Source organism: Pseudomonas sp. LFS074 (assembly GCF_047978165.1).
GTDB classification, from domain to species: Bacteria; Pseudomonadota; Gammaproteobacteria; order Pseudomonadales; family Pseudomonadaceae; genus Aquipseudomonas; species Aquipseudomonas putida_P.
Genome location: NZ_JBFPFV010000001.1, coordinates 1384108 through 1410410, shown reverse-complemented (window position 1 = coordinate 1410410; position 26303 = coordinate 1384108). Strand labels below are relative to the sequence as shown.

Below are 26303 nucleotides of genomic sequence, written 5' to 3'. Positions count from 1 at the left end.
GTTGCAGCCTTTCGCGACACAAGGCCGCTCCCACAAGGGTTATGCACTCCCCTGTGGGAGCGGCCTTGTGTCGCGAAAGGGCCGCAAAGCGGCCCCAGCGTTTTCTGCTACTTTCGTGAGAACTGCAATGCCGCTGTCGAATGTCCAGATCCTCTTCGAAGACGCCGCCATCCTGGTGATCAACAAGCCGACCCTGCTGCTGTCGGTGCCCGGCCGCGCCGAGGACAACAAGGACTGCCTGATCACCCGCCTGCAGGAAAACGGCTACCCCGACGCACTGATCGTGCACCGTCTGGACTGGGAAACCTCCGGCATCATCCTGCTGGCCCGCGATGCCGACAGCCACCGCGAGCTGTCGCGCCAGTTCCACGACCGCGAAACCGAAAAATCCTACACCGCCCTGTGCTGGGGCCAACCCGCGCTGGACAGCGGCAGTATCGACCTGCCGCTGCGCTACGACCCGCCAACCAAGCCACGGCATGTGGTGGACCACGAGCAGGGCAAGCATGCCCTGACGTTCTGGCGCATCGTCGAGCGCTGCGGCGACTACTGCCGTGTGGAGCTGACGCCGATTACCGGGCGTTCGCACCAGCTGCGCGTGCACATGCTGTCCATCGGCCACCCGCTGCTGGGTGACCGGCTGTATGCCAACCCCGAAGCGCTGGCGGCCCATGAACGGTTGTGCCTGCATGCGTCGATGCTGAGCTTTACCCACCCGGTCTCGGGGGAGCGGTTGAAGTTCGAGTGCCCTGCACCCTTCTGATTTTTGGCTGGCTGTTCCGGCCTCTTCGCGGGCTTGCCCGCGAAGAGGCAGACACAAATTGTCGACATTCTGCGCTAAACTCGCGCCACTGCTGTCTGGAGTGAGCTATGCGCGACGCACTGAATACTGGCCTTATCGACTTCCTCAAGGCCTCCCCCACGCCCTTCCACGCCACCGCCAGCCTGGCCCAGCGCCTCGAGGCTGCCGGCTACCAGCGCCTGGACGAACGCGACAGCTGGGCCACCGTGCCTGGCGGCCGTTATTACGTCACCCGTAACGACTCTTCGATCATCGCCATCAAGTTGGGCAAGCAGGCCCCACTGTTGAACGGCATCCGCATGGTCGGCGCCCACACCGACAGCCCGTGCCTGCGGGTCAAGCCACAGCCCGAACTGCAGCGCCAGGGCTTCCTGCAACTGGGCGTGGAAGTGTATGGCGGTGCCTTGCTGGCGCCGTGGTTCGACCGCGACCTGTCGCTGGCCGGACGCGTCACCTACCGCCGTGACGGCAAAGTCGAAAGCCAGCTGATCGACTTCAAGCTGCCGATCGCGATCATCCCCAACCTGGCCATTCACCTGAACCGCACCGCCAATGAAGGCTGGGCGATCAACCCACAGAACGAGCTGCCGCCCATCCTGGCCCAGGTCGCCGGTGACGAACGTATCGACTTCCGCGCCCTGCTCACCGAGCAACTGGCCCGCGAGCACGAGCTGATCGCCGACGTGGTCCTGGACTACGAGCTGAGCTTCTACGACACCCAGGACGCCGCGTTGATTGGCCTGCACGGCGACTTCATCGCTGGCGCCCGCCTGGACAACCTGCTGTCGTGCTATGCCGGCCTGCAGGCCCTCTTGGCCGCTGACAGCGACGAAACCTGCGTGCTGGTGTGCAACGACCACGAAGAAGTCGGCAGTTGCTCGGCCTGCGGTGCCGACGGCCCGATGCTGGAGCAGACCCTGCAGCGCCTGCTGCCCGATGGCGACTCCTACGTGCGCACCGTCCAGCGCTCGCTGATGGTGTCGGCCGACAATGCCCATGGTGTGCACCCCAACTACGCCGACAAGCACGACGGTAACCACGGGCCCAAGCTCAATGCCGGCCCAGTGATCAAGGTGAACAACAACCAGCGTTACGCCACCAACAGCGAAACCGCCGGCTTCTTCCGCCACCTGTGCATGGCCGAGGAAGTACCGGTGCAAAGCTTCGTGGTGCGCAGCGACATGGGCTGCGGCTCGACCATCGGGCCGATTACCGCCAGCCACCTGGGCGTGCGCACGGTGGATATCGGTTTGCCTACCTTTGCCATGCATTCCATTCGCGAGCTGTGTGGCAGCCACGACCTGGCGCACCTGGTGAAGGTACTGACCGCCTTCTACCGTAGCCGCGAATTGCCTTGATGCAGGCAGGTGCAAGCAGGCCCGGGCCTGCTTACACCTGCTCAAGGTCAATCCCGCCTCGCTTGCCAAGCGCTATGCTTGTTACATGGCCCCACTGCATAAGGATTGCTGTCCATGTCCCCGTTCCTGTCCCTGTTCGTGCCGGTGTTCCTGTTCCTGCTGCTGCTGACCATCGGCTTCAGCATGCGCGAGCGCAATATCGGTGTGCTCATGATGTGGATCGGCACTTTGGGGATCTTCGGCCTCACCTGCTGGAAGATCCTCGAGAAACTGCCGACATAAACCTCTACACTCGGTCAATCGTTTGACCTGAGGTAGATTTGCCAGTGCCTGCCCTCCTGCGTTACCTGTTCCTGCTGCTAGTGCTGTTCATCACCCCGGTACAGGCGGCGGGCCTGCCCGGCCTGCTGGGCGGCAGTGCGCCCGCGCAACCGGAGGCCACCGAGCCGCTGGGCAAGTCGCTGGACGAGGTGATCAAAAACCTTGAAAACGATCAGCAACGGGCCAAGCTGCTGGCCGACCTGAAAAAGCTGCGCGACGCCACGAAGCAATCGCAACCCAGCGTCGAGCAAGGCGTGCTCGGCCTGATCGGCGGCGCCCTGCATGACTTTGAGAAACAGTTCAGCGGCGATGCCAGCCCGTTCCACCGCTGGGCCGCGGAAATCGAACAAGCCCAGGCCGAGCTGAGCGAGCTGATGGTGCCGGTGCACCAGTGGCCTGCGATCCTGTTCGGCTTTGCTGCAGTGATTGCCGTGTGGAGCGTGCTGGCCTACGCCTTCAACTGGGTCGGTCACCGGGTACGCCTGCGCTTTGGCCTGAGTGAAGAACTGCCACAGCACCCGCGCACCTGGGACCTGGTGCGCTTCGCCCTGCGCAAGCTCGGCCCCTGGCTGGTGGCGCTGGTGTTCACCGTGTACCTGAGCTTCGTGCTGCCACCGTCGCTGGGCAAATCGCTGGCGATGGTGTTGGCCTACGCGCTGGTGGTCGGTACCTGCTTCTCGGCCATCTGTGTCATCGCCTTCTCGCTGCTGGACGGCCCACACCGCCACCGCGCCCTGCACATCCTGCGGCACAAGGCGTTCCGCCCACTGTGGCTGATCGGCAGTTTCGCCGCCTTTGGCGAGGCAATGAGCGACCCACGCATGCTGGTGGCCCTCGGTACCCACCTGGCCCACGCCCTGGCCACCCTGGCCAACGTGGTTGCAGCACTGTGCACCGGGCTGTTCATCCTGCGCTTTCGCCGCCCGATCGCCCACCTGATCCGCAACCAGCCATTGTCGCGGCGCCTGACCCGCCGCACCCTCAGCGACACCATCGAGATCCTCGGCAGCTTCTGGTTCATCCCAGCGCTGATCCTGGTGGCCATTTCGCTGTTCGCCACCTTCGTCTCCGCCGGTGACACCAGCACCGCCCTGCGCCAGTCGCTGATGTGCACGGTGCTGGTGGTGGTGTGCATGGTGCTCAACGGCCTGGTTCGCCGCCACGCCGCCAACCCCAAACGCGCCAACAAACGCCAGGCGGTGTACACAGAGCGCCTGCGCAACTTCGGCTATTTGCTGGTGCACCTGTTCATCTGGCTGGTGTTCATCGAACTGGGCCTGCGCGTGTGGGGCGTGTCGATGATCAGCTTCGCCGAAGGCGACGGCCACGACATCAGCCTGCGCCTGCTGGGCCTGGCGGGCACGCTGATCGTCGCCTGGCTGGTGTGGATCCTGGCCGACACCGCCGTACACCATGCCCTGGTGCGCTCGCGCCGGGGGCTGGCCAATGCCCGCGCGCAAACCATGATGCCGCTGATCCGCAACGTGATGTTCGTGATCATCTTCATCATTGCGGTGATCGTCGCCCTGGCCAACATGGGCATGAACGTCACACCGCTGCTGGCCGGTGCCGGTGTCATCGGCCTGGCCATCGGTTTTGGTGCGCAGTCGCTGGTGGCCGACCTGATCACCGGTCTGTTCATCATCATCGAAGACTCGCTGGCCATCGACGACTACGTGGATGTCGGCGGGCACCTGGGCACGGTGGAGGGGCTGACCATTCGTACCGTGCGCCTGCGCGATATCGACGGCATCGTGCATACCATCCCGTTCAGCGAAATCAAGAGCATCAAGAACTACTCGCGGGAGTTCGGCTACGCGATCTTCCGCGTGGCCATCCCGCACAGCATGAACATCGACCAGGCGATCACGCTGATTCGGGAAGTGGGGCAAAAACTGCGCAATGACCCGCTGATGCGCCGCAACATCTGGTCGCCGCTGGAGCTGCAGGGGGTGGAGAGCTTCGAGTCGGGTTCGGCAATCTTGCGGGCACGCTTCAAGACCGCACCGATCAAGCAATGGGAAGTGTCGCGGGCGTTCAACCTGGCGCTCAAGCGGCAGCTGGATGAGGCGGGGCTGGATCTGGCGACGCCGCGGCTGTCGGTGCAGGTGGTGACGGCCGGTGGAGGAACAGTCGCAGACTCCGGTTCCTCCAGTTAGGGCGTCCTAGCCAGCCAGGGCGCGGATGCGGATGGCATCATGCCGCCAGTACTCCAGGTCACAGTCGATCAGGTGCCCATGCTGGTCGCTGTTGACCCGAGTGATGTGCAACCCCGGGCTACCCACCGACACCTTCAACGCCCCCGCCGCCTCCACCGGCAACGCCGTCGGCAAAATTTCAAAGCACACCTGCCCATACTCGATGCCATACACTCGCCCATAAATCTCCGTCAGCGACTGCGCCAGATCCTGTTCGAGAATCTCCGGGAAATACCGGGGGTTGAGGTAGTGCTCGGCATACAGCACCGCCCGCCCGTCAATCCGCCGCAAGCGGCAGATAAGCACCACGCTGGACAACGCCGGCAACTGCAAGCGCGCGCAGATGGCCGCCGAAGCCGGCTGCAGCCGCGCCGACAGCAGTTCGGTACTGGCCACCCGACCCTGCTCGCGCACCATGGCATGGAAGTGACTGCGCTCGATCAGGTCGTAGGTCAACCGCTCGGGCGCGACAAACCAGCCGCGGCGCTCTTCGCGGTAGATCAAGCCCTGGGCCTCCAGCTGGGCTAGCGCCTCGCGCAGGGTGATACGCGTGGTGTCGAACACCTCGCTGAGCCGGCGCTCGGCCGGCAGCTTGCCGCCCGGCGCCAACAGGCCGTGCTCGATCTGCTCCTGCAGGGCATGGCAGATGGCTGTTACCGCTCGCGGTGGCATCGGCTGCATCAAGGGTTACCTATCTGGACTATTCCAGCCCCAGAACAGGGCATTTGGAGAATAGTGCAAGCCTAGGCAGGGCTGATGAACATCCTGTGACAAGGTTGCGCCCAGAGCACTGCCAGAATCGGGCCAGCCCAGCAAAACCGGGGCTGCGCCATGGTCTACGCTGTATTGCCAGGAGCCCTCGGCCACCTGCGCGGGCCCTTCCCTACATCAAACTGTCACGCAAGCGGCCTACCTTGGCTCAAGGTTTGCTGACCTAGACCAAAGGTTCCAGGCAACGGTTTCACTCATAACAACGATCGGTAAAAGGCACCCACCCAAGGAGCTACGGATGAAAAAGTTGTTCATGGCGTCACTGCTCGGCTCTGCCATCGCGTTCTGCACCTCGGCCATGGCCGCGGACCTCAAGGCCCTGGAAGATGCCGCCCGCAAGGAAGGCACGGTCAACAGCGTGGGCATGCCCGATGCCTGGGCCAACTGGAAAGGCACCTGGGAAGACCTGGCCAGCAAGTACGGCCTCAAGCACAGCGACACCGACATGAGTTCGGCGCAGGAGATCGCCAAGTTCGAAGCCGAGAAGGACAACGCCAGCGCCGACATCGGCGACGTGGGTGCCGCCTTCGGCCCGATCGCAGTGACCAAGGGCGTCAGCCAGCCCTACAAGCCAAGCACCTGGGACCAGGTGCCGGAGTGGGCCAAGGACAAGGACGGCCACTGGGCACTGGCCTATACCGGCACCATCGCCTTCATCATCAACAAAGACCTGGTCAAGGAAGGCGAACGCCCGACGTCCTGGCATGACCTGGAAAAAGGCAAGTACAAGGTCGCCATCGGCGACGTCGGCACCGCCGCCCAGGCCGCCAACGGCGTGCTGGCCGCGGCCATTGCCTACAAAGGCGACGAGAGCAACGTGGCGCCGGGCCTGCAGCTGTTCACCAAGCTGGCCCAGCAGAAGCGCCTGTCGCTGGCCAACCCGACTATCCAGACGTTGGAAAAGGGCGAAGTGGAAGTTGGCGTGGTGTGGGACTTCAACGGCCTGAGCTACCGTGAACAGATCGACCCCAAACGTTTTGAGGTGCTGATCCCGTCGGACGGTTCGGTGATTTCCGGCTATACCACGGTCATCAACAAGTACGCCAAGCACCCCAATGCGGCCAAGCTGACCCGCGAGTACATCTTCAGCGACGCCGGGCAGATCAACCTGGCCAAGGGGCATGCGCGGCCGATCCGTGCCGAGCACCTGAAGCTGCCAGCGGATGTGCAAGCCAAGTTGCTGCCTAACGAGCAGTACGGTGCTGCCCAGCCGATCAAGAACGCCGAAGCCTGGGAAGCCACCTCGAAGAAACTGCCGCAGATGTGGCAGGAGCAAGTGATCATCGAAATGGAGTAAGGCAGGACCATCCTGGGGCTGCTGCGCAGCCCATCGCGACGCAAGGCCGCTCCTACAGGGCCCGCGTCGCCCCAGAGGTTTTCGCTGTCCCTGTGGGAGCGGCCTTGTATCGCGAATGGAGGGCGAAGCCCTCCCCGGTTCCTTTGCGGAGTATTGAATGAGCCACAACGTCATCCTGGTCCTGCTGGACGGCCTCAACTACCAGGTCGCTCACCACGCCATGGGCCACCTGCACGCTTACGTCGAGGCCGACCGCGCCGCGCTATACCGGGTGGAATGCGAGCTGCCGTCGCTGTCGCGGCCGCTGTACGAATGCATCCTCACCGGCGTGCCGCCGATCGACAGCGGCATCGTGCACAACAACATCAACCGCCTGTCCAACCAGCGCAGCGTGTTCCACTACGCCCGCGAGGCCAACCTGGGCACCGCAGCCGCGGCCTATCACTGGATGAGCGAACTGTACAACCGCTCGCCCTTCGACCCGCAGCGCGACCGCCACACCCATGCGCCCAAGCTGCCGATCCAGCACGGGCTGTTCTACTGGGACGACCGTTACCCCAACTCGCACCTGCTGGCCGACGGCGAGTACCTGCGCCGCCGTCACGCCCCCAACTTCCTGCTGGTGCACCCGATGAGCGTTGACGACATCGGCCACCGTCACGGCCTGGACAGCAGCCAGTACCGCAACGCTGCGCGCAGCGTGGATATTTTGCTGGCCGACTACCTGCCGGGTTGGCTCGAAGAGGGCTATCAGGTATTGGTTACCGCCGACCATGGCATGAACAACGACCGCTCGCACAACGGCCTGCTGGCCGAGGAGCGCGAAGTGCCGCTGTTCGTGTTTGGCGACGCCTTCAGCCTGGACCCGGCCGCCAAACCGCTGCAGACCGAGCTGTGCGGCACCATCTGCGAGCTGCTGGGCGCCGCGCACGACAAAACGGTTTGCCGGGAGTTGCTGAAGTGAATGGCGGCGCCCGTGGCCGCTACCTGGCCCTGCTCTGCCTGCTGCCGTTCGCCGTGTTCTTCGTCATCTTCCAGGTCGCCCCGCTGGCCTGGGTGGCGACCAACAGCCTGCAATCGGACGCCGGCTGGGGCATCGACAACTTCAGCAAGGTATTCGCCTCGAAGTTTTACCTGCAGGCATTGCAACGCAGCCTGGAAATCAGCTTCTGGTCGAGCCTGTTCGGCATCGTCATCGCCACCCTCGGCGCCTATTCACTGCGCCGGGTGGACTCGAAGCTGCGCGACTTCGTCAGTGCCTTCGCCAACATGACCAGCAACTTTGCCGGGGTGCCGCTGGCCTTCGCCTTCATCATCCTGCTGGGTTTCAACGGCGCACTGACCCTGCTGCTGAAGCAGGTCGGCCTGCTGGAAGACTTCAGCATCTATTCCAAGAGCGGGCTGATCCTGGTGTACACCTACTTCCAGATCCCGCTGGGCGTATTGCTGCTGTACCCCGCCTTCGACGCGCTGCGTGAAGACTGGCGCGAGTCGGCCGCACTGCTGGGCGCCAACCACTGGCAGTACTGGCGGCACATCGGCCTGCCGGTGCTGACCCCGGCACTGCTGGGCACGTTCGTCATCCTGCTGGCCAACGCCCTCGGTGCCTACGCCACCGTGTACGCACTGACCACGGGTAATTTCAACGTACTGCCGATCCGTATCGCCGGCCTGGTGGCCGGCGACATCAGCCTCGACCCGAACCTGGCCAGCGCCCTGGCCATGGTGCTGGTGGGGCTGATGACGCTGGTCACGGTGGTGCATCAATGGCTGCTGAAGAGGAGCTACCATGCGCGCTGACGCCCTTTCCGGCGGCTGGTACCATCGCGTGGTGGTGTACCTGCTGTTCCTGATCCTGCTGCTGCCATTGGCCGGCACCCTGCTCTACTCGCTGGCCACCAGTTGGTCGGCCAGCCTGCTGCCCAGTGGCCTGACCCTGAAATGGTATGCGGCATTGTGGAGCGAGCCGCGCTTTCTGGCAGCCTTCGGCCAGTCACTGCTGGTGTGCGTGGGCGCGCTGTTGCTGTCGGTGGTGCTGATATTGCCGCTGCTGTTCGTGGTGCACTACCACTTCCCCAAACTCGACGCACTGATGAACATCCTCATCCTGCTGCCCTTCGCGGTACCGCCGGTGGTGTCGTCGGTGGGGTTGCTGCAACTGTACGGCAGCGGGCCGATGGCCATGGTCGGCACACCGTGGATCCTGATCGGCTGCTACTTCACCATCGCGCTGCCGTTCATGTACCGGGCCATTACCAACAACCTGCAGGCCATCAACCTGCGCGACCTGATGGACGCCGCGCAGTTGCTCGGCGCCAGCACCTGGCAGGCAGCACTGCTGGTGGTGCTGCCCAACCTGCGCAAGGGCTTGATGGTGGCGTTGCTGCTGTCGTTCTCGTTCCTGTTCGGCGAATTCGTATTCGCCAACCTGCTGGTCGGCACCCGCTACGAGACCCTGCAGGTGTACCTGAACAACATGCGCAACAGCAGCGGCCACTTCAACAGCGCACTGGTGATCTCCTACTTCGCCTTCGTGCTGATACTGACCTGGGTCGCCAACCGCCTGAACAAGGACAAGACCTGACATGAGCTTCGTCAGCGTACAGAAACTGCAGAAGAGCTACGCCGGCAGCCCGGTATTCGAGAACATCGACTGCCACATCGAACGCGGCGAGTTCGTCACCTTGCTGGGCCCGTCCGGCTGCGGCAAATCCACCCTGCTGCGCTGCATCGCCGGGCTGACCCCGGTGGACAGCGGGCAGATCCTCCTCGACGGCCACGACATCGTGCCGCTAAGCCCGCAAAAACGTGGCATCGGCATGGTGTTCCAAAGCTACGCACTGTTCCCCAACATGACCGTGGAGCAGAACGTCGCCTTTGGCCTGCGCATGCAGAAAGTCAAAGCCGACGAAAGCCAGCTGCGAGTGCGCGAGGCCCTGGAGCTGGTTGAGCTGGGCACATTCGCCGGGCGCTACCCGCACCAGTTGTCTGGCGGCCAGTGCCAACGCGTGGCCCTGGCCCGCTCGCTGGTCACCCGCCCGCGCCTGCTGCTGCTCGACGAGCCGCTGTCGGCACTGGATGCGCGTATCCGCAAGCACCTGCGCGAGCAGATTCGCGCCATCCAGCGCGAGCTGGGGCTGACCACCATCTTCGTCACCCACGACCAGGAAGAGGCGCTGACCCTGTCCGACCGCATCTTCCTGATGAACCAGGGCCGCATCGTCCAGAGTGGTGATGCCGAAACTCTGTACACAGCGCCTGTGGACCTGTTTGCCGCCGGCTTCATCGGCAACTACAACCTGCTCGACGCCGACAGCGCCAGCCGCCTGCTGCAGCGCCCGGTGGCCAGCCGCCTGGCGATCCGCCCGGAGTCGATCACCCTGGGCGTGAACGGCGAACTAGACGCAGAAGTGCGTAGCCACAGCCTGCTGGGCAACGTGATTCGCTACCGCGTAAAGGTGCGCGAAGTGGAGCTGGTGGTCGATGTGCTCAACCGCTCGCCGGCAGACCTGCACGCGGACGGAAAACGGGTAAGCTTGTCGATCGACCCCACGGCGCTGCGGGAAGTGGCCTAAGGAGACTCAACACAATGGCACTGGCAATTTTCGATCTGGACGAAACCCTTATCCACGGCGACTGCGCGTCGCTGTGGAGCGAGCAGATGGCCCGGCTGGGCTGGGTCGACGGCAAGGATTTCCTGCGCCGCGACCATGAACTGATGGAAGCCTACGGCAAGGGCCACCTGCAGATGGAGGACTACATGGCCTTCAGCCTGGAGCCGATTGCCGGGCGTACCCTGGAAGAAGTCGAGCACCTGGTGGAGCCGTGGGTGGAAGACGTGATCGAACCGATCATCTATGGCGACGCCTGCCGCTGCATTGCCGAACACCGCAAGCGTGGCGATCGCATTCTGATCATTTCTGCTTCGGGGACGCACCTGGTGGGGCCGATTGCGGCGCGGCTGGGGGTGGACGAGTACCTGGCAATCGAGCTGGAGGCGGTGAACGGGGTGTATACCGGCAAGACCCACGGGGTGCTGACCTACCGCGAGGGCAAGATCACCCGGCTGCTGGAGTGGTTGGATCAGGAGCAGGAAAATCTGGAGGGGGCGAGTTTCTATTCCGACTCACGCAATGACCTGCCGTTGTTACTGAAGGTGGACCATCCGCATGTGGTGAACCCCGATGCGGTATTGCGTGAACATGCCCAGACCAATGGCTGGCCGATCCTGAGCTGGACCTGAAAGTACTTCATTGCCTGTTCTGGCCTCTTCGCGGGTGAACCCGCTTCCACGAAAGGGTGCGATCCCTGTGGGAGCGGGGTACCCGCGAAGGGGCCAGGCCTGCTTACACCAGGCTCGCGTCGATCACCATCACCAGCTTTCCTGACACCTGATTGGTCTCAAGCTCGGCATACGCCGCCTGGGCAAACTCCACCGGGTAGGTATCGACCAGCTGCGGCGACAAGCGCCCTTCGGCAAACAGCGGCCACACCTGCTGCTGCAACTCACTCAGCAGTTCGGCCTTGAAGCCGTCATCACGGTTACGCAGCGTGGAGCCGGTAATCTCCAGGCGCTTGCCCAGCACCTGCGCCAGGTCCAGCTCGAACTTGCGCCCGCCCATCAGGCCGATGATCACCCAGCGCCCGTCACGGGCCAGCAGCTTCAGGTTGAGCTCACCGTAGCTGGCGCCCACCGGGTCGAGAATCACGTCGAACGGGCCAAAACCTTCCAGCGCGTCCAGGTTCTCGTTACGTACCACACCACCCGCGGCACCCAGCGCTTGGCAATAAGCCAGGCGGTCCTGCGAACCGACGCTGACCCACACCGGGCTGCCAAACGCCTTGCACAGCTGGATGGCGGCCGAGCCAACGCCACTGGCACCGGCGTGCACCAACACCTTCTCGCCAGCCTTCACAGCACCGAGCTGGAAGATGTTCAGCCAGGCGGTGGCATACACCTCCGGCAACGCCGCTGCTTCCTGCAGGCTCAGGCCTTCGGGCACCGGCAGTACGTGACGGGCATCGACCACCACTTCCTCGGCCATCGCGCCGCTGGCCAGCAGCGCGCAAACGCGGTCGCCCACCCGCCAATCGGCACCCGCACCTACCTCTTCAACCACCCCGGCACACTCCAGGCCCATGTACGGGCTGGCCCCTGGTGGTGGCGGGTACAAACCTTTCATCTGCAGCAGATCAGCGCGGTTCAGCCCCGCTGCGGCCACGCGAATGCGCACTTGGCCCGCGTCACAGGCCGGGCGTTCGGCCTCGACCCACTCCACATGTCCGTCAACGCCTTGCAATGCCTTCACAGTGCCTCCATAGTTGAATCATGACTGGGCCTGGGGAACGCACACCCCAGGCTTTTTGCAGTATTTGCCCGGTTCCATGGAACCGGCAACGGAAAAGACGGCCTACTATGCGTGATCAATTGCCTCCACGTCGAATCAGCATGAAGCATTTCCTCCCAAGCACCGCCCTCGCTGTCATGATCGGCCTGGGCAGCCTCACGCTCGGCGGCAATGCGGCGGCCGCCAACAAGTGGGACAGCCTGCAACCGGACCGCGACGAGATCGTCGCCAGCCTCAACGTGGTGGAATTGCTCAAGCGCCACCACTACAGCAAGCCCCCCCTGGACGATGCCCGCTCGGTCATCATCTACGACAGCTACATCAAGCTGCTGGACCCGGCGCGCAGCTACTTCACCGCTGCCGACATCGCCGAGTTCGACAAGTGGAAAACGCAATTCGACGATTTCCTCAAGAGCGGTAACCTGGACCCAGGCTTCACCATCTACAAACGCTACCTCGACCGCGTCAAGCAACGCCTGGACTTCGCCCTGGCCGAGCTGAACAAAGGCGTGGACAAGATCGACTTCACCACCAAGGAAACCTTGCTGATCGACCGCAAGGACGCACCGTGGATGAAGGACCAGGCCGAGCTCGACGACCTGTGGCGCAAGCGCGTGAAAGACGAAGTGCTGCGCCAGAAAATCGCCGGCAAGGAACCCAAGCAGATCCAGGAAACCCTGACCAAGCGCTACAAGAACCAGCTGGCGCGCCTGGACCAGACCCGTGCCGAGGATATCTTCCAGGCCTACATCAACACCTTCGCCCAGTCCTACGACCCGCACACCAACTACCTGTCGCCGGACAACGCCGAAAACTTCGACATCAACATGAGCCTGTCGCTCGAAGGCATCGGCGCGGTGCTGCAAAGCGACAACGACCAGGTCAAGATTGTGCGCCTGGTGCCGGCAGGCCCGGCCGCCAAGACCAAGCAAGTGGCCCCGGCCGACAAGATCATCGGCGTGGCCCAGGGCAACAAGGAAATGGTCGACGTGGTCGGCTGGCGCCTGGACGAAGTGGTCAAGCTGATCCGCGGCCCGAAAGGTTCGGTGGTGCGCCTGGAAATCATCCCGGCCAGCAACGCACCTAGCGACCAGACCAGCAAGATCGTGTCGATCACCCGTGAAGCGGTGAAGCTTGAAGAGCAGGCAGCGAAAAAGTCGGTACTCAAGCTCAAGCAGGACGGGCGTGACTACAAGCTGGGCATCATCGAGATCCCGGCCTTCTACCTGGACTTCAAGGCCTACCGTGCAGGTGACCCGGAGTACAAGAGCACCACGCGTGACGTGAAAAAACTGCTCACCGAACTGCAGAAGGAAAAAGTCGACGGCGTGGTCATCGACCTGCGCAACAACGGCGGCGGCTCGTTGCAGGAAGCCACTGAGCTGACCAGCCTGTTCATCGAGAAAGGCCCAACCGTGCTGGTGCGCAACAGCGATGGCCGCGTCGACGTGCTGGAAGACGAAAACCCAGGTGCCTTCTACAAAGGCCCGCTGGCGCTGCTGGTGAACCGGCTGTCGGCCTCGGCTTCGGAGATCTTCGCCGGCGCCATGCAGGACTACCACCGCGCACTGATCATCGGTGGCCAGACCTTCGGCAAAGGCACCGTGCAGACCATCCAGCCACTCAACCATGGCGAACTGAAGCTGACCCTGGCCAAGTTCTACCGGGTTTCTGGGCAAAGCACCCAGCACCAAGGCGTGCTGCCGGACATCGACTACCCGTCGATCATCGACACCAAGGAAATCGGCGAGAGCGCGCTGCCCGAAGCCATGCCGTGGGACACCATTCGCCCGGCGATCAGGCCGGCGTCCGACCCGTTCAAGCCGTTCCTGGCCCAGCTCAAGGCGCAGCATGAAGCACGCAGTGACAAGGATGCCGAGTTCACCTACATCCGCGACCGGCTGGCCCTGACCCAGAAGCTGATGAATGAAAAAACCGTCAGCCTCAACGAACAGGAACGCCGTGCACGCCATGATGAAATCGAGGCCAAGCAACTGGCGCTGGAAAACGTCCGCCGCAAGGCCAAGGGTGAAGAGCCGCTGAAAGAGCTGAAGAAAGAGGATGAAGACGCGCTGCCGGCCGAAGATGAAAACACCAAGCCGGAAGACGACGCCTACCTGTCGGAAACCGGTCGCATCCTGATCGACTACCTCAGCGCCAGCACCAAGGTGGCCAAGAAGTAAGGCAACGCGGCAATGATGGCAAATTAATGTGACCTGTCATCAAACAGTCATCGCGCTGTCGTGAAATACGAGGGCCGGGCATGCAGATGCCCGGCCCTTTCATTTTCAGGATTACGTCATGACCGTTGCCGAACAGCTCGATGCCTTGAGTGCCATCCTGGCTCAACGCAGTATCCACAGCTTGTTCCAGCCGATCATGTGCCTGAGCGAGCAACGGGTGTTCGGCCATGAAGCGCTGACCCGTGGCCCTTCCAACAGCCCGCTGCACGCGCCGCTGAACCTGTTTACCATCGCCCGCCAGGCCGGCCGCCTGACCGAGCTGGAGGCCGCCTGCCGGGAGAGTGCCTGCCGACGCTTCAGTGAGCAGCAACTGCAAGGCAAACTGTTTCTCAACATCTCGCCCGAATCGCTGCTGGAGCCACACTACCCCTCCGGCCTGACCCTTAAACTGCTCGAACAGGTCGGGCTGCCCCCCAGCCGGGTCGTGATCGAGTTGACCGAACACACCCCCACCGACGACTTCCAGCTGCTGTCCAATGCCCTGCACCATTACCGCGATATGGGCTTTTCGATCGCCATCGACGACCTGGGGGCGGGCTATTCGAGCTTGCGCCTGTGGTCGGAGCTGCGCCCCGAATACGTGAAGATCGACCGGCATTTCATCGACGGTATCCACCGCGACCCGCTCAAACGCGAGTTCGTCGGCTCAATCTTGCAGATCGCCCGGGCGTCAAAGGCGCAGGTGATTGCCGAAGGCATCGAGCTGGCGGAGGAACTGGCGGTGCTGAGGGAGATGGGGGTAGACCTGGTGCAGGGTTACCTGCTGGGACGGCCGCAGGAGCTGGGGGTGCGGGAACTACCGGCGCTGACGAGCCTGCCGCCGGCCGAGCAACCGACAGTGCGCTTGAATGCCACGATCGGGCAATTGCTGGAGCTGCTTGGACGGCATCAGCACCTGAATGTACTGGAGGTGGTGGATGCGGACGGCAGGGCCTGCGGATTGATCCACAGGGATGCACTGCTTGTTACGGCCTCTTAACAGACCGATTCACCCGTGAAGAAGCCTGATCAGGCAGACTCGGGGTAGCTGTACTCGAACACCCGGACCACCTCGGAGGCATGCCAAGAAGCGGCCTCCATACCATCGACCGGCCCGGTAAACCGCCCCAGCCGCTCGACACACTCAAAAAAGCCAGTACGCGGCAAACGGCTGGCGCCCTGGCTGATCACCAGCGAACTGCGCAAGGGCTGCTCGGCACGGGCATCCAACACGGCCAGGTATTCCAGCGCGGCGGTCAGCGTCTGCATGGCCGGGCTGGGTAGTTGCAAGCGCTCGATCAACGCTCGGTACGTCAGCAGGTGACGTTGTCGACGGGCCAGGTCAAGCTCGCCCAGCAGGTTATCCCAGTGCTGACGGCTGATCCTGACCTGGCTCATGATGGCTCGCTCCAGCCAGCCACCCCAAGATGCCAGGCCAAGGCGCGGCGGATGGCAGCATCCGGTTGGCGCTCGCCCGATTCGATCATGGCCAGATACGCCGGGCTCACCCCGACATTGCGCGCCAGTTGCTCAGGGGCAATGCCCTTGGCCTGGCGAATCTGGGCGACTTCGCTGAAGGCCGGTAATGGCGCACTGGCTGCCCCCACCTGCGCTTCACTGACAACCGCCTCGGCAGGTGCCTGCCCCGCAGCCTTGAGCAAGGCCTGGTATTGCTCCCAGGGAACGACTGCGTACTCGGGCTGACCGTCCCGGCTGATGACCTGAATACCCATTACAAACCCCTTTAAAAAGGATTACAGCATGTAATCCGTAGGCATAACCCTTATGCCAATTATATTACCAACTCTGGGGTCTGTGCAGTTGAGGTGCAGTGAAGGCTCAGGCCGCTCTTAGTGCGTATTGCGTTCCAGCCGCAGCGCCTGCGGGGTGGCTGGCAGGCGCTCGACCACGCGCAGCCGTTCGGGCGCCTGGCTATCGCGCCAGGCTTTGAAGCGCGCCAGCTCGTCGGACACGGTTTTCAGCACCCAGCCCAGCACCGCGATGTCATCAAGAAAACCCACCCCCAGCAGCCAGTCGGGGATGGCATCGATGGGGCTGACGAAATACAGCAGGCCAGCCACGATGGTGACCAGCGCCCCAGGGCTGATGGCGCGGTACTCGCCGCGCCACCAGGCCAGGCACAGCGACTGTAACAGCTTCACATCTTCACGCAGCTGGCCGAGGCGCGGGCCTTTGCGCGCCACCGCGAACAGCAAGGCCGGCAAGCGGCCGCGGCTGAGCAGGCGCTCGGCCAATGGCAGAAAGCGGGCGAAATTCCAGGGTGCGCTCATGGAGCCTCCGAGAGGAAAAGGTTATCCACATTTATTGTGGATAACCTTGTGAACAGGGCGATATTTCTGACCTCCGGTGCCTGCCAGGCAAGGGTCCCGGTCAGATCGGGCGTTTTTTACACAGTCGTTTCACACCGGGGCTGGCTAAGCCGCAAACGATTTGCGTCAGAAACGTCCTACATCTTTACGCTTCATCTCCTCGGACAGTATCAGCTGTTGCAGGTTCGTCCAATCGGCACAAACGAAAACGCCCCGTCAGTGCGGGGCGTTTGCGACTACCAGCCAATGTTACTTGGCAGGTGCTTCCGTAGGCGCTTCGGCCGGGGCCTCACCTTCAGGCTCGGCACCTTGCAGCTGGGCCGGGTCCTTGATGGCGATCAGTTCCAGGTCGAACACCAGTACCGAGTTGGCAGGGATCAACGGGCTCGGGCTTTGTGCGCCGTAGGCCAGTTCAGCCGGAATGAACAGCTTGTATTTCTCGCCAACGTGCATCAGCTGCAGGCCTTCGACCCAACCTGGGATCACGCCGCTGACCGGCAGGTCGATCGGGCTGCCACGCTCTACGGAGCTGTCGAATACCTTGCCATCGATCAGCTTGCCTTCGTAGTGGACAGTGACCACGTCAGTCGGCTTAGGCTGCGGGCCGTCGGCCTTCTTGACCACTTCGTACTGCAGGCCCGAAGCGGTGGTGACCACGCCTGGCTTCTTGGCGTTTTCTTCGAGGAATTTCTTGCCGGCGGAGGCGGCTTCTTCGCTGGCCTTGGCCAGGCGCTCTTCGGCGCGCTTCTGCAATGCGGTGAACGCTTCTACCAGCTCTTCATCCTTGATGCGCTGCTCTTTCTTGCTGACGGCGTCTTCGATGCCGAGGGCGACTGCTTTGGAATCAAGGTCTTCCATGCCTTCCTGAGCCAGGCTCTTGCCCATGTTCAGGCCGATACCGTAGGAGGCTTTCTGCGCCGGAGTCTTCAGCTCGGGGCTGCTGGCCTGTTGGTCACAGCCAGCCAGTACCAGGCCTACCAGGGCAACCGCAGCCGCCAAACGATGCTGTTTCATGCTATTTCCTTGTTCATGCGCCATAAGGGCAATCAGGGTAAAGCCGCGAGCTTAGCAGGCGGCCATGACCAATGGCTACCGGCATAGGAGCGGGTTTTAGTAAGGAAGTTCAGTTGTTAAACGCTTATTAATGTGAGCGTTTGCAGCCATTGGCCAGTATTGACCCGTTGTGCCGTTTTTGCGCGGTCCAACCAGGGATTTATTTCGCTGGATTCTGAAAAGCCTGCAATCAGGGGTATTGACCCTCGCGATACTCCCCTGCCACCTCACGCAGTACCTCGCACACCCATTGCCCCGGCAAGCTTTGCGGCAGGGCGGCGTTACGGCAGATGCCGACCGAACCGCCCGGCTCGCGCACGCCCAGGTCGAGCTCGACCAACTCGCCATGGCGCAGGTCCAGCAAGACCGCGTCGCGGGGCGCCACCCACAGTCCATCACTGCCCAGCAGGTAACGCCGGCTCAGGGCCAGCGACAAGGTTTCCAGGCGCTGCGCCGGCATCTGGATACCGCATTGCACAAACAGGCTGTCGGCATGCTGGCGGATGGTGGTGCCCGCCGGTGGCAGCACCAACGGGTAACGCCCCACCTGGGCTCGCTCCACCGGCGCGCTGGCCAGCAGCGGGTGACCGGGGCGTACCACCAGGCTCATCGATTCGCTGTACAGGTGCTCGAACGACAGGCCCTGGATCTGCGGGCTGTCGGTCATGCGCCCGACCACAAGCTCCAGTTCGCCCAGGTGCAGTTGGCCGAGCAGCTGAGCACTGACCCCGGTGACCACACTGATCACCAGCGCGTCATGGCGCTGGTGCAGGCGGCACAACACCTCGGGCATGAGCAGGCCCTCGACCGTGGACAGCACGCCTATACGCACCTGTGACGGCGCCCGCGCTTCGCCACGCAAACTGCTGACACCATCGCGCAGGGCCTGCACGCTGGGCCCGGCATAACGCATGAAGCGCGTCCCGGCGGGGGTCAGCTCGACACCCTGACGGCTGCGCGCGAACAAGCGCGCCTCCAACAGGTCTTCAAGTTCCTTGAGGGTTTTGGAGATGGCCGGCTGGCTGATCGCAAGCACGTCGGCAGCCCTGGCCAGGCTGCCCTGCCGGGCAATCTCCAGGAAGCACAGCAGGTGGCGGTATTTAATGCGGGTATCGAGGTTCATGCGGCAAGCTTAACGCATCGCCGCAAGCAGCAGCTGAACATCAGGCCACCGCCAACTCCACCGCCTCGCCATTGAATCGCACCGACCACACCCGAAGCTGTTGCCCGGCATCCTCCAGGCACTCGCCGCTCTGCAGGCTGAAATGCTGCTTGTACAACGGCGCCGCCACCACCAACTCACCCTGCACACTGCCTACCAACCCACGGCCGATGATGTTGGCGCCGGAACGCGGGTCGCGGTTGTCCACGGCATACAGCGGCTGGGCCTGCCCCGGCAGGTAGAACAGCGCCACCTGGGTGCCATCCAGCCACACGACCACCCCGGACTCGGCTACCAGGTCTTGCACCCGGCACACCACCTGCCAGGTCGCTTGGGTTTTCACAGCAGCATTGGACAGGTTCATCAGACAGCCTCCTCGACAGTTGGAATCAGGTGCAGCGGCGCAGCAGGCCGGCGTTGTTCGCGTTCGCGCACGAAGTGCATGTCCGGGTCGGCACGCCGGTCATTGACGAAGGTGCGGAAGCGCTTGAGCTTCTCCGGGTCGTTGAGGGCGTTGGCCCATTCGCATTCGTACTGGTCGACCACATGCTGCATCTGCGCTTCCAGCTCGCTGGCCAAGCCCAGGCTGTCGTCGATGATCACCTGCTTCAGGTAGTCCAGCCCACCGTCCAGGCTCTCGCGCCAAACCGAGGTGCGCTGCAGCTTGTCGGCGGTACGGATGTAGAACATCAGCACGCGGTCGATCAGGCGTACCAGGGTTTCGTCGTCCAGGTCGGTGGCGAACAGTTCAGCATGCCGTGGGCGCATGCCGCCGTTGCCGCACACGTACAGATTCCAGCCCTTGTCAGTGGCGATCACGCCGATGTCCTTGCTCTGCGCCTCGGCACATTCGCGGGTGCAGCCGGACACGGCGAACTTGAGCTTGTGCGGGCTGCGCAGGCCTTTGTAGCGGTCCTCCAGGCGCAGGGCCATGCCGACACTGTCCTGCACGCCGTAACGGCACCAGGTGCTGCCCACGCACGATTTCACCGTGCGGGTCGATTTGCCGTAGGCGTGGCCGGTTTCGAAGCCGGCTTCGATCAGCTCGCCCCAGATCAGCGGAAGTTCATGCAACTGGGCACCGAACAGGTCGATGCGCTGGCCGCCGGTGATTTTGGTGTACAAATCGTACTTCTTGGCCACCTGGCCAATGACGATGAGCTTGTCGGGGGTAATTTCCCCCCCCGGTATGCGCGGCACCACCGAGTAGGTGCCGTTTTTCTGCATGTTGGCCATGAAGGTGTCGTTGGTGTCCTGCAGCGGCACCAGCGCCGGGTCCATGATCGGCTGGTTCCAGCACGAGGCGAGAATATTGCCCACCGCCGGCTTGCAGATGTCACAGCCAACGTGGCCTTTGCCGTGGCGTTCGAGCAGTTCGCCGAAGGTGCGAATACCCTCAACCCGCACCAGCCCGTAGAGTTCCTGACGGGTGTAGGCGAAGTGCTCGCACAGGCTCTTGTCCACCGCCACGCCGCGGGCGGTCAATTCATGCTCGAACACCTGCTTGAGCAGGGCCGCGCAACCACCGCAACCACTGGCAGCCTTGGTGCAGCCCTTGACCGCCGCAAGATCGCTGCAACCGCTGTCGATGGCCGCGCACACCGCGCCCTTGCTGACGTTGTGGCAGGAGCAGATGGTCGCGCGGTCGGGCAATGCGTCAGCGCCCAAGGCCGGTGCGCCACCGCCTTGCGGCAAGATCAGCGCTGCCGGGTCGGCCGGCAAGGCAATGCCGTTCTGGGCGTATTGCAGCAGGGTGTCGTAATAGCTGTTGTCGCCCACCAGCACCGCGCCGAGCACATGCTTGCCGCTGGCGTCCACCACCAGCCGGCGGTAGGCGCTGTTGGCCTCGTCGATGAAGCGGTAGCTGCGCGCGCCAGGGGTGGCGCCGTGGGCATCACCGATCGAGCCGACATCCACACCCAACAACTTGAGCTTGGTCGACATGTCGGCGCCGGTGAACGCGACCGCCGCCTCCCCCATCAGCAACGCCGCCAGGTTGCGGGCCATGCCGTAGCCTGGGGCAACCAGGCCGAAAACGCTGCCGTTCCACGAGGCGCACTCTCCAATGGCAAAGATGCGTGGGTCGCTGCTGCGGCAGTGATTGTCGATCACCACACCGCCGCGCGCGGCGATCTCCAGGCCGCAGGCTCTGCCCAAGGCATCCTGTGGGCGGATACCAGCGGAGAACACGACCAGGTCGGTTTCCAGGTGCTCGCCGCCGTCGAAGTTCATGCGATAGCGGTAGCTTTCACCGTCGTTGATCGACTGGGTGGCACGTGACAGGTGCACCCCCACGCCCAGCGCCTCGATCTGCGCTTTAAGCGCGGCACCGCCCTCACCGTCCAACTGCACCGGCATAAGCCGTGGAGCGAATTCAACGACGTGGGCCTCCAGGCCCAGCGACTTGAGGGCGTTGGCGGCTTCCAGGCCAAGCAGGCCGCCACCGACCACCACGCCACGACGCGCACCGGCTGCGGCAGCGCGAATGCCATCAAGGTCGTCCAGGGTGCGGTACACCAGCCGGGCATTGCCGCTGGAGCCTTCGATCGGCGGTACGAAGGGGTAGGAACCGGTGGCCAGCACCAGTTGCTCGTAGCCGTATCGGCCCTCGGCGGTGACCACCTCGCAGCGCTCGCGGTCGATCTCCAGCACAGCCTCACCCAGGTGCAGGTGCACGCCGTTGGCGTTGTAGAAATCGTGCTCGCACAGGGCCAGGGTTTCGGCACAACTGCCACCGAAGTATTCGGACAGGTGCACGCGGTCGTAGGCGCGTTGGCGCTCTTCGCCGAACACCCGCACCTCGAAGCGCTGCAGGGCGCCACGGCTGACCAGTTGTTCGACGCAATGGTGGCCGACCATGCCGTTGCCGACGATGACCAGTCGCTCTCGTTGCCCGCTGCTCACTGTTGCCTTCATAAGCCGATCCTCGATCAAAAAAAAGGCGCCTGGAGCCGAAGCTCCAGGCGCCTTTGCCTGTATTCATCACGGTAGGGGCCCGGGTTGATCGCCGTTGATCAGCGGGGCTTGTTGTATTGGAGATAAAGCAGGGACTGTGCCAATTGCTTTATCTGTGCCGGTCTCTTCGCGGGTAAACCCGCGCCCACAGGGATCTCCAAAGGTCGGCAGACTTGTACGGTACCTGTAGGAGCGGGTTCACCCGCGAAGAGGCCGGCACAGGTATGCACATTCACAGTGCACAACAGCCCATCCCGGTGCGCTCAGTACACATCGCGCCTATACCGCTTGGCCTTGTTCAATGTTTCGACATAGGCATCCGCATCCACTTTCCCGTGCACGGCAATGACTTCACGTAACGCCGCATCCACATCCTTGGCCATGCGCTGGGCATCCCCGCAGACATAAAAATACGCGCCTGCCTCCAGCCATTGCCATACCTGTGCTCCCTGCTCTCGCAGGCGTTGCTGTACATAGATCTTCTCGGCCTGGTCGCGGGAAAACGCTGTATCCAGCCGTAGATGACCACCTGCCTGCCAGGCCTGCAATTGTTCCCGGTAATAGAAGTCGGTTGCCGCGTACTGCTCGCCAAAGAACAGCCAGTTACCGCCTTTCGCCCCCCGCGCCTCCCGTTCTTCGAGGAAGGCGCGAAACGGCGCAATACCAGTGCCAGGGCCAACCATGATTACCGGCACATTGTCGTCCTCGGGCAGGCGAAAGTGCTTCGACACCTGCGGGAAAATTGCCACCTTGAGTGCCTGCGCACGGTCAGCAAGGAAGCTTGAACACACGCCTTTACGTTTGCCATAACGCACCGTGGAAACCGTCAGGTGCACCTGCTCCGGGTGCGCCAGCGGGCTGGAGCTGATCGAGTAGAGCCGCGGCTGCAACGGCTTGAGCAGCTCCAGCCAGTGGGCCAGTGGCAACTGCTGGGGGAAGGCGCGCAGCACATCGGTCAACTGCCGGCCCCACAACCAGTCCTGCAGCTCGGCCTTGCACGCGGGCTGCAGCAGGCGCTGCAGGTCGGGCGCATTGCCTGCAAATGCTTGCAGCTGTTGAGGGCTTACCTTGGCAATTTCCAGATGCGCCTGCAGGGCTTCGGCCAGTGGCATGGCAGGCTGGCCTTTCAACTCGACCAAGGCCTGGCCATCAAGCTGCGTCAGTGCCAGCAGCTCGTCGACCAGAGCCGGGCAATTGCGCGGCCACACGCCCAAGGCGTCACCGGCGGCGTAGGTGAATCCGCTACCGCTCAGGTCGAAGACCAGCTGGCGGGTTTCCTTGCTGGCACCGGGGCCATTGAGCAGGCGATTTTCCCGCAAGGTGGCAGCCCAGGGTTGTTGCTTGCTGTAGGCCGCCACGGGTGCGGGGTCGCTGGCCGGTAGTGGCGCCGTGGCACTGCCCAGCTCGGCTAGCAATGCCTCGAGCCAGCCCGCAAAGGCTTCGTCAAAATCCGGCTCGCAGTCCACCCGTTGCAGCAGGCGCCGCCCTCCCAGCTCGGCCAGACGCAGGTCGAGCTTGCGGCCAAAGCCACAGAACTGATCGTAACTGGAGTCGCCCAGGGCCAGCACGGCATAGGGCAGCTCGGCGCAGTGGGCGCCCCCCTCGCCCTGCAGTGCCTGCCAGAATGCCGCCGCGCTGTCGGGTGCATCGCCATCGCCAAAGGTACTGGCAATCAACACCACACTGGCAGCGCCCTGCAGCTGGCTTGGGCTGACCGCCTCCATGCAGCGCAGTTGCACACTCAGGCCGGCACCGCGCAGGCGCTCGGCACAGCGTTCGGCCAGCAGCTCGCCGTTGCCGGTCTGCGAGGCCCACAGCACCTGATGCAGTGGCACTGTCAGCGCCGCTGGGGGCGCAGTGGCGGGCTGGGCGAACAGCCCGGCCAGCAAACCGTCGACGAACAGCCGCCGGTTGGCAGCCAGCGGCGCACTGGCCGGCAGGGCGGGCACGCCCTCGGCGCGGGCTTGGTCCAGGCCCAGCAGGAAACCTTGCAGGTAATGGCGCTCTTCTTCGGCCAGCACCGGGGTCGGCAGGGTGTCCAGGCCAAGCAGACGGGACAGGGTGGCGGTCGGCATGCGAGCAGGCTCCGAAGTGGCAGTGTTCAGGTCAAGGGCATCGATGCGCTCACTTGCGACCCGCTCCAGGGCCACGGCGCAATGTTTGAAGGCAGGCTGCAGTGACAACGGGTCGACCGCATCGCAGGTCACGGCATTGATTGCCAACTGCTCGCCGATCAGGTCGTTCCAGTGAAACGGCGCGAAGCAGTTGCCCGGCATGACCCGGTCGCTGATACGCGCCGGTAGCACGGCTTGACCACGTCGCGAGCGAATGGCCACCTGGTCCTTTTCTGCCACTCCCAACCGGGCAGCATCTTCGGGGTGGATTTCGACAAAGGGACCAGGCTCCAACTTGTTCAGCGCCGGCACCTTGCCGGTCTTGGTGAGGGTGTGCCATTGGTGCTGCACGCGGCCGGTATTCAGCACCATGGGGTAGTCGTCATTCGGCAACTCCGGCGCCGGCAGCCAAGGCCGAGCGAAGAAGCGCGCCTTGCCGCTGGCGGTCGGGAAGGCCAGGGCCGGCCGCTGCCCCTGGGCATCGAGCAACAGCGCCTGGCTGCTGCCGTCGTTGAGGTAGCGCAGTGGGCTTCGCGCCTGTTCACGGCCCGGCGCACAGGGCCACTGGCGCGGTTGCGTACGCAGTTCGGCATAGCCGATGCCGCGCAGATCGTAGCCGGTCAGCGGGTTGTGGAAGCGGCGAATTTCCTCGTACACCGCTTCGGCATCGGGGTAGTCGAATGCGTCGGCATAGCCCATGGCACAGGCCACACGGGCAATGATCTGCCAGTCGGGCAGGCTTTGCCCTGGCGGCTGGACGGCGCGCGGCATCAGCGTCAGGTTGCGTTCGCTATTGATCATCACACCCTCGCCTTCGGCCCACAGCGCGGCCGGCAGCAAGATGTCGGCGTAGCGGTTGGTTTCGGTGTCGAGGAATGCATCCTGGGTAATCACCAGTTCGGCCTCGCGCAGCCCGTCGATTACTTGCTGGCGGTTGGCGACACTGGCCACTGGGTTGCTGCAGATGATCCAGCAGGCTTTCACTTCTCCGGCCTTCATCTGCTCGAACAGCGCCACCGTGCCCTCACCGCCTTCGCTGCGCAGGCTGCCCGGCGCCAGCTGCCACTGCTGCTCGACAAAGGCGCGGTCCGTTGCCACCAACGCCGAGCGCTGGCCTGGCAAGCCAGGCCCCATGTAGCCCATCTCGCGGCCGCCCATGGCATTGGGCTGGCCGGTCAGCGAGAACGGGCCGCTACCGGGGCGGCAGATGGCGCCCGTGGCCAGGTGCAGGTTGCAGATGGCGTTGCTGTGCCAGGTGCCGTGGATGCTCTGGTTAAGGCCCATGGTCCAGCAGCTCATCCAGTTGCTGGCGCTGCCGATCCAATCGGCGGCCTGGATGATATCGGCCTCCGCCAGCCCGGTGATGGCGGCTACGCGCTCGGGGGTATAGTCGTCGAGGAAGGGTGGCAGTTCGTCCCAGCCTTCGGTGTGGCGGGCGATGAAGTCGGGGTTGGTGTGGCCGTTGCGCTGCAGCAAGTGCAAAAAGCCGTTGAGCAAGGCCATGTCGCTGCCTGGGCGTACTTGCAGGAACAGGTCAGCCTTGTCGGCGGTAGCGCTGCGCCGGGGGTCGACGACGATCAGCCTGGCCCCGGCCTTGACCCGGTCGAGCAGGCGCAGGAACAGAATGGGGTGGCAGTCGGCCATGTTGGCGCCGATCACCAGGAATACGTCGGCGTGCTCGAAGTCCTGGTAGCTGCCGGGTGGGCCATCGGCGCCCAGCGACAGCTTGTAGCCGCTGCCGGCGCTGGCCATGCACAGGCGCGAGTTGGACTCGATATGGCGGGTGCGGATAAAGCCTTTAGCCAGCTTGTTGGCCAAGTACTGGGCCTCCAGCGACATTTGCCCGGACACGTACAGCGCGACGGCGTCAGCGCCGTGCTGGTCGATGATGCCGCGCAGGCGCATGGCAGTGTCGGTGATGGCCTGGTCCATGCTGGTGCGCACCGGCGGCTGGCTACGTTGCTGGCGCACATAGGCGTCAGCCATGCGCCCGGCGGCGCTCAGCGGCAGGTGTGCGGTGAGGCCTTTGGTGCACAGGCGGCCGAAGTTGCTGGGGTGCTGCTTGTCGCCACTGATCTTGCCGACCTTGCCATCGGCAACGCTCATGACGATGCCGCAGCCAACGCCGCAGTAGGGGCAGACGCTGCGCACTTCGCTGTTGGCCATGGGCGGGCTCCTGTGGGGAACGCAAAAAGGCGCCGGCTGCTCCGGCTTGCGCAAGCAAGCGGGGCAACACGGCGCCTTTGTCGTGAGGTTGTGTGGGCTGTCGACGTTGACCGCCCTGGATGGGAGGTAAGTCAGCAATTAATGGGCCAGCCGCCTCACGCTCCCACAAAGGCCGTGCTGTGGCCTATCTTGCGCACCATGCGGTG

Annotated in this window: 22 protein-coding genes; 12 read left to right on the top strand and 10 right to left on the bottom strand. The window is 63.6% G+C overall.

Annotated features, from left to right (window positions below):
• Positions 1-127: 127 nt before the first annotated feature.
• The 4 genes from ACNQP3_RS06515 to ACNQP3_RS06500 all read left to right on the top strand — a co-directional run bounded on the left by ACNQP3_RS06515 (position 128) and on the right by ACNQP3_RS06500 (position 4640).
• Entirely contained in the window at positions 128-763 is a 636-nt protein-coding gene (locus tag ACNQP3_RS06515; protein ID WP_012271004.1) for an RluA family pseudouridine synthase, read from the top strand.
• A 107-nt stretch (positions 764-870) separates the two neighbouring features.
• Positions 871-2160 carry a M18 family aminopeptidase gene (locus ACNQP3_RS06510; protein WP_012271003.1) on the top strand — a complete coding sequence of 430 codons (1290 nt, stop codon included), beginning with the start codon at positions 871-873 and terminating at the stop codon, positions 2158-2160.
• A 114-nt stretch (positions 2161-2274) separates the two neighbouring features.
• Positions 2275-2442 carry a hypothetical protein gene (locus tag ACNQP3_RS06505; protein ID WP_012271002.1) on the top strand — a complete coding sequence of 56 codons (168 nt, stop codon included), beginning with the start codon at positions 2275-2277 and terminating at the stop codon, positions 2440-2442.
• 44 nt (positions 2443-2486) lie between these two features.
• Entirely contained in the window at positions 2487-4640 is a 2154-nt protein-coding gene (locus ACNQP3_RS06500) for a mechanosensitive ion channel family protein (RefSeq protein ID WP_012271001.1), read from the top strand.
• 6 nt (positions 4641-4646) lie between these two features.
• On the opposite strand, the gene ACNQP3_RS06495 is transcribed toward ACNQP3_RS06500, so the two are convergent.
• Positions 4647-5360 (bottom strand): UTRA domain-containing protein, encoded by a 714-nt coding sequence (locus ACNQP3_RS06495; protein ID WP_012271000.1) that lies wholly within the window; start codon positions 5358-5360, stop codon positions 4647-4649.
• Between the two features lie 328 nt (positions 5361-5688).
• Between ACNQP3_RS06495 and ACNQP3_RS06490 the strand changes: the two genes are divergently transcribed.
• The 6 genes from ACNQP3_RS06490 to ACNQP3_RS06465 all read left to right on the top strand — a co-directional run bounded on the left by ACNQP3_RS06490 (position 5689) and on the right by ACNQP3_RS06465 (position 10990).
• Positions 5689-6747 (top strand): ABC transporter substrate-binding protein, encoded by a 1059-nt coding sequence (locus ACNQP3_RS06490; RefSeq protein WP_012270999.1) that lies wholly within the window; start codon positions 5689-5691, stop codon positions 6745-6747.
• A gap of 157 nt (positions 6748-6904) precedes the next feature.
• Entirely contained in the window at positions 6905-7711 is an 807-nt protein-coding gene (locus ACNQP3_RS06485; protein ID WP_264316878.1) for an alkaline phosphatase family protein, read from the top strand.
• The gene (locus ACNQP3_RS06480) at positions 7708-8547 is read left to right on the top strand and encodes an ABC transporter permease (protein WP_012270997.1); all 840 of its coding nucleotides are present in this window, start codon (positions 7708-7710) and stop codon (positions 8545-8547) included. Before ACNQP3_RS06485 ends, ACNQP3_RS06480 begins: the two co-directional genes overlap by 4 nt.
• On the top strand, positions 8537-9331 hold the full coding sequence (locus ACNQP3_RS06475; protein WP_012270996.1) for an ABC transporter permease: 795 nt from the start codon (positions 8537-8539) through the stop codon (positions 9329-9331). The genes ACNQP3_RS06480 and ACNQP3_RS06475 overlap by 11 nt, the downstream gene beginning before the upstream one ends.
• A gap of 1 nt (position 9332) precedes the next feature.
• Entirely contained in the window at positions 9333-10322 is a 990-nt protein-coding gene (locus ACNQP3_RS06470; protein ID WP_012270995.1) for an ABC transporter ATP-binding protein, read from the top strand.
• A 14-nt stretch (positions 10323-10336) separates the two neighbouring features.
• Positions 10337-10990, top strand: coding sequence for an HAD family hydrolase (locus tag ACNQP3_RS06465; protein WP_012270994.1), 654 nt, complete (start codon positions 10337-10339; stop codon positions 10988-10990).
• A 103-nt stretch (positions 10991-11093) separates the two neighbouring features.
• On the opposite strand, the gene ACNQP3_RS06460 is transcribed toward ACNQP3_RS06465, so the two are convergent.
• The gene (locus ACNQP3_RS06460) at positions 11094-12056 is read right to left on the bottom strand and encodes an NAD(P)H-quinone oxidoreductase (protein ID WP_060492600.1); all 963 of its coding nucleotides are present in this window, start codon (positions 12054-12056) and stop codon (positions 11094-11096) included.
• A 140-nt stretch (positions 12057-12196) separates the two neighbouring features.
• On the opposite strand from ACNQP3_RS06460, the gene ACNQP3_RS06455 reads away from it, so the two are divergent.
• Together ACNQP3_RS06455 and ACNQP3_RS06450 are read left to right on the top strand one after the other, a co-directional pair.
• On the top strand, positions 12197-14278 hold the full coding sequence (locus tag ACNQP3_RS06455; protein ID WP_171577290.1) for a carboxy terminal-processing peptidase: 2082 nt from the start codon (positions 12197-12199) through the stop codon (positions 14276-14278).
• Between the two features lie 118 nt (positions 14279-14396).
• Positions 14397-15317, top strand: coding sequence for an EAL domain-containing protein (locus ACNQP3_RS06450; protein WP_012270991.1), 921 nt, complete (start codon positions 14397-14399; stop codon positions 15315-15317).
• A 29-nt stretch (positions 15318-15346) separates the two neighbouring features.
• Here ACNQP3_RS06450 and ACNQP3_RS06445 read toward each other — a convergent pair whose 3' ends face one another.
• The 8 genes from ACNQP3_RS06445 to ACNQP3_RS06410 all read right to left on the bottom strand — a co-directional run bounded on the left by ACNQP3_RS06445 (position 15347) and on the right by ACNQP3_RS06410 (position 26097).
• Complete coding sequence (locus tag ACNQP3_RS06445; RefSeq protein WP_012270990.1) at positions 15347-15715, bottom strand: hypothetical protein; 369 nt, start codon at positions 15713-15715, stop codon at positions 15347-15349.
• On the bottom strand, positions 15712-16050 hold the full coding sequence (locus ACNQP3_RS06440) for a helix-turn-helix domain-containing protein (protein WP_012270989.1): 339 nt from the start codon (positions 16048-16050) through the stop codon (positions 15712-15714). Before ACNQP3_RS06440 ends, ACNQP3_RS06445 begins: the two co-directional genes overlap by 4 nt.
• 117 nt (positions 16051-16167) lie before the next feature.
• Positions 16168-16608: a YkvA family protein gene (locus ACNQP3_RS06435; protein WP_012270988.1), complete on the bottom strand. Its 441-nt coding sequence runs from the start codon at positions 16606-16608 to the stop codon at positions 16168-16170.
• A gap of 288 nt (positions 16609-16896) precedes the next feature.
• Positions 16897-17661 carry an FKBP-type peptidyl-prolyl cis-trans isomerase gene (locus tag ACNQP3_RS06430; RefSeq protein WP_012270987.1) on the bottom strand — a complete coding sequence of 255 codons (765 nt, stop codon included), beginning with the start codon at positions 17659-17661 and terminating at the stop codon, positions 16897-16899.
• Between the two features lie 229 nt (positions 17662-17890).
• The gene (pcaQ, locus tag ACNQP3_RS06425; protein ID WP_012270986.1) at positions 17891-18823 is read right to left on the bottom strand and encodes a pca operon transcription factor PcaQ; all 933 of its coding nucleotides are present in this window, start codon (positions 18821-18823) and stop codon (positions 17891-17893) included.
• Between the two features lie 40 nt (positions 18824-18863).
• On the bottom strand, positions 18864-19226 hold the full coding sequence (nirD, locus tag ACNQP3_RS06420; protein WP_012270985.1) for a nitrite reductase small subunit NirD: 363 nt from the start codon (positions 19224-19226) through the stop codon (positions 18864-18866).
• A complete protein-coding gene (nirB, locus tag ACNQP3_RS06415; protein ID WP_012270984.1) occupies positions 19226-21778 on the bottom strand; it encodes a nitrite reductase large subunit NirB in 2553 nt (850 codons plus the stop codon). The genes nirD and nirB overlap by 1 nt, the downstream gene beginning before the upstream one ends.
• A gap of 302 nt (positions 21779-22080) precedes the next feature.
• Positions 22081-26097: a bifunctional nitrate reductase/sulfite reductase flavoprotein subunit alpha gene (locus ACNQP3_RS06410; protein WP_012270983.1), complete on the bottom strand. Its 4017-nt coding sequence runs from the start codon at positions 26095-26097 to the stop codon at positions 22081-22083.
• Between the last annotated feature and the right edge of the window lie 206 nt (positions 26098-26303).

What these genes read in the sequence shown, in the direction of transcription:
- ACNQP3_RS06485 (WP_264316878.1), top strand. Translation starts at nt 6,905, where the DNA reads ATGAGCCACAACGTCATCCTGGTCCTGCTGGACGGCCTCAACTACCAG.
- ACNQP3_RS06515 (WP_012271004.1), top strand. Translation starts at nt 128, where the DNA reads ATGCCGCTGTCGAATGTCCAGATCCTCTTCGAAGACGCCGCCATCCTG.
- ACNQP3_RS06410 (WP_012270983.1), bottom strand. Translation starts at nt 26,097, where the DNA reads ATGGCCAACAGCGAAGTGCGCAGCGTCTGCCCCTACTGCGGCGTTGGC.
- ACNQP3_RS06475 (WP_012270996.1), top strand. Translation starts at nt 8,537, where the DNA reads ATGCGCGCTGACGCCCTTTCCGGCGGCTGGTACCATCGCGTGGTGGTG.
- ACNQP3_RS06495 (WP_012271000.1), bottom strand. Translation starts at nt 5,360, where the DNA reads ATGCAGCCGATGCCACCGCGAGCGGTAACAGCCATCTGCCATGCCCTG.
- nirB (WP_012270984.1), bottom strand. Translation starts at nt 21,778, where the DNA reads ATGAAGGCAACAGTGAGCAGCGGGCAACGAGAGCGACTGGTCATCGTC.
- pcaQ (WP_012270986.1), bottom strand. Translation starts at nt 18,823, where the DNA reads ATGAACCTCGATACCCGCATTAAATACCGCCACCTGCTGTGCTTCCTG.
- ACNQP3_RS06505 (WP_012271002.1), top strand. Translation starts at nt 2,275, where the DNA reads ATGTCCCCGTTCCTGTCCCTGTTCGTGCCGGTGTTCCTGTTCCTGCTG.
- ACNQP3_RS06430 (WP_012270987.1), bottom strand. Translation starts at nt 17,661, where the DNA reads ATGAAACAGCATCGTTTGGCGGCTGCGGTTGCCCTGGTAGGCCTGGTA.
- ACNQP3_RS06450 (WP_012270991.1), top strand. Translation starts at nt 14,397, where the DNA reads ATGACCGTTGCCGAACAGCTCGATGCCTTGAGTGCCATCCTGGCTCAA.
- ACNQP3_RS06435 (WP_012270988.1), bottom strand. Translation starts at nt 16,608, where the DNA reads ATGAGCGCACCCTGGAATTTCGCCCGCTTTCTGCCATTGGCCGAGCGC.
- ACNQP3_RS06470 (WP_012270995.1), top strand. Translation starts at nt 9,333, where the DNA reads ATGAGCTTCGTCAGCGTACAGAAACTGCAGAAGAGCTACGCCGGCAGC.
- ACNQP3_RS06445 (WP_012270990.1), bottom strand. Translation starts at nt 15,715, where the DNA reads ATGAGCCAGGTCAGGATCAGCCGTCAGCACTGGGATAACCTGCTGGGC.
- ACNQP3_RS06455 (WP_171577290.1), top strand. Translation starts at nt 12,197, where the DNA reads ATGAAGCATTTCCTCCCAAGCACCGCCCTCGCTGTCATGATCGGCCTG.
- nirD (WP_012270985.1), bottom strand. Translation starts at nt 19,226, where the DNA reads ATGAACCTGTCCAATGCTGCTGTGAAAACCCAAGCGACCTGGCAGGTG.
- ACNQP3_RS06465 (WP_012270994.1), top strand. Translation starts at nt 10,337, where the DNA reads ATGGCACTGGCAATTTTCGATCTGGACGAAACCCTTATCCACGGCGAC.
- ACNQP3_RS06510 (WP_012271003.1), top strand. Translation starts at nt 871, where the DNA reads ATGCGCGACGCACTGAATACTGGCCTTATCGACTTCCTCAAGGCCTCC.
- ACNQP3_RS06490 (WP_012270999.1), top strand. Translation starts at nt 5,689, where the DNA reads ATGAAAAAGTTGTTCATGGCGTCACTGCTCGGCTCTGCCATCGCGTTC.
- ACNQP3_RS06440 (WP_012270989.1), bottom strand. Translation starts at nt 16,050, where the DNA reads ATGGGTATTCAGGTCATCAGCCGGGACGGTCAGCCCGAGTACGCAGTC.